The organism is Microcoleus sp. D2_18a_D3, assembly GCF_036702455.1.
Classification (GTDB): Bacteria; Cyanobacteriota; Cyanobacteriia; order Cyanobacteriales; family Microcoleaceae; genus Microcoleus.
This window is the reverse complement of sequence record NZ_JAUBTK010000221.1, coordinates 1-1,140: the sequence shown is the minus strand read 5'-3', so window position 1 is coordinate 1,140 and position 1,140 is coordinate 1. Positions and strand designations below refer to the sequence as shown.

1 pseudogene is annotated in these 1,140 nt (G+C 37.1%); it reads right to left on the bottom strand.

Features of this window, described 5'->3' with window-relative positions:
* Window positions 1-11 precede the first annotated feature (11 nt).
* Window positions 12-1,083 (bottom strand): annotated as a pseudogene (locus tag QUB06_RS34595) (IS630 family transposase).
* Between the last annotated feature and the right edge of the window lie 57 nt (window positions 1,084-1,140).

Genomic DNA, 1,140 nt, shown 5'->3' with positions numbered 1-1,140 from the left:
ATACCATTTTTTTAAAGATGTGATAGAGATAAAGCCTGTAAAATCCAGGACCATCCGGTGAGAAATCCAATGACGCGATCGGTGAAAGATGCTAAAATTTCCTGAACTTTTGTGCGAAGTTCATCAAGATTACTAAACACCGACCAAGCTAAGAAATTTTTGAGATATTCCCACACTCTCTCTGTGGGATTTACTTCGGGACAAGCCGGAGGTTGAAACAGTAAAATAATATTGTCTGGTAAGTCAGATGAGTCTAAATTATGAGCGGGTGCGTTATCGACTTGAATGATGTGTAATTCATCGGGATATTGTATTGACAAAAGTTGCAAATATGCTTCAAAACAAACTTTATCTAAATGTGAAAACTCCCAAAAAAAACTTTTGCCAGTAGAAATCGATACAGCCCCGTATAGCCAAAAGCACTCAAATTTCCATTGGTGCTTACCGGGCGGGCTTTACGCCGAAAAGAGTTAGCTTTCGCCTCCGAATTGTATGCAACCCTAATCGAGTTTCATCGCTGCACCAAAAGTTGACTTTTTTATATTTGTTTACTTGAGGTGAAGCTCTCTCCAGTAAAGATTTTATTTGGTAGTGCAAGGTATTTTTGAAGTCATTAATTGCCGTAGCTTTTTGAGAGATACTTCGAGGTCTCGGAATTTTTAATTTACTTTTAAATTCACCTTTCGTTAAAGAATATACAGCCGAATAACTACTGGCTATTCCTTTGATTAACCAGAGCCATAACCGAACTTCTTGGTAACTGCAAAATCCTTCGGGATCTCTCAATTCTTGTTGCAATAAAGCGGCTACTTCAACTGAGAACTTTTTTGGGCGACCAAAAACCTGCCGATTTTTTAATAAATTTTCCAGACCGCCTTGTTTGTATTGAAAGAGCCAGCGATGAATTGTTGCCTCACCTTTACCTAAAACTGCTGCTACTTCTCGCACAGTTGATACTTGTTTCGATTGGAATAAATAAAGCATTTGTACTTTATTGTAGGCAAGGATTCTTGTTTGTTTCTTAAGAATCATTTGCAAATATTCTACAGATTCGGTAATTTTTATGTTAGGGCGACCAGACATTTTTATTGGCTCCTTTACTTCTTACATAAGTCTATCACATCTTTAAAAAAATGGTAT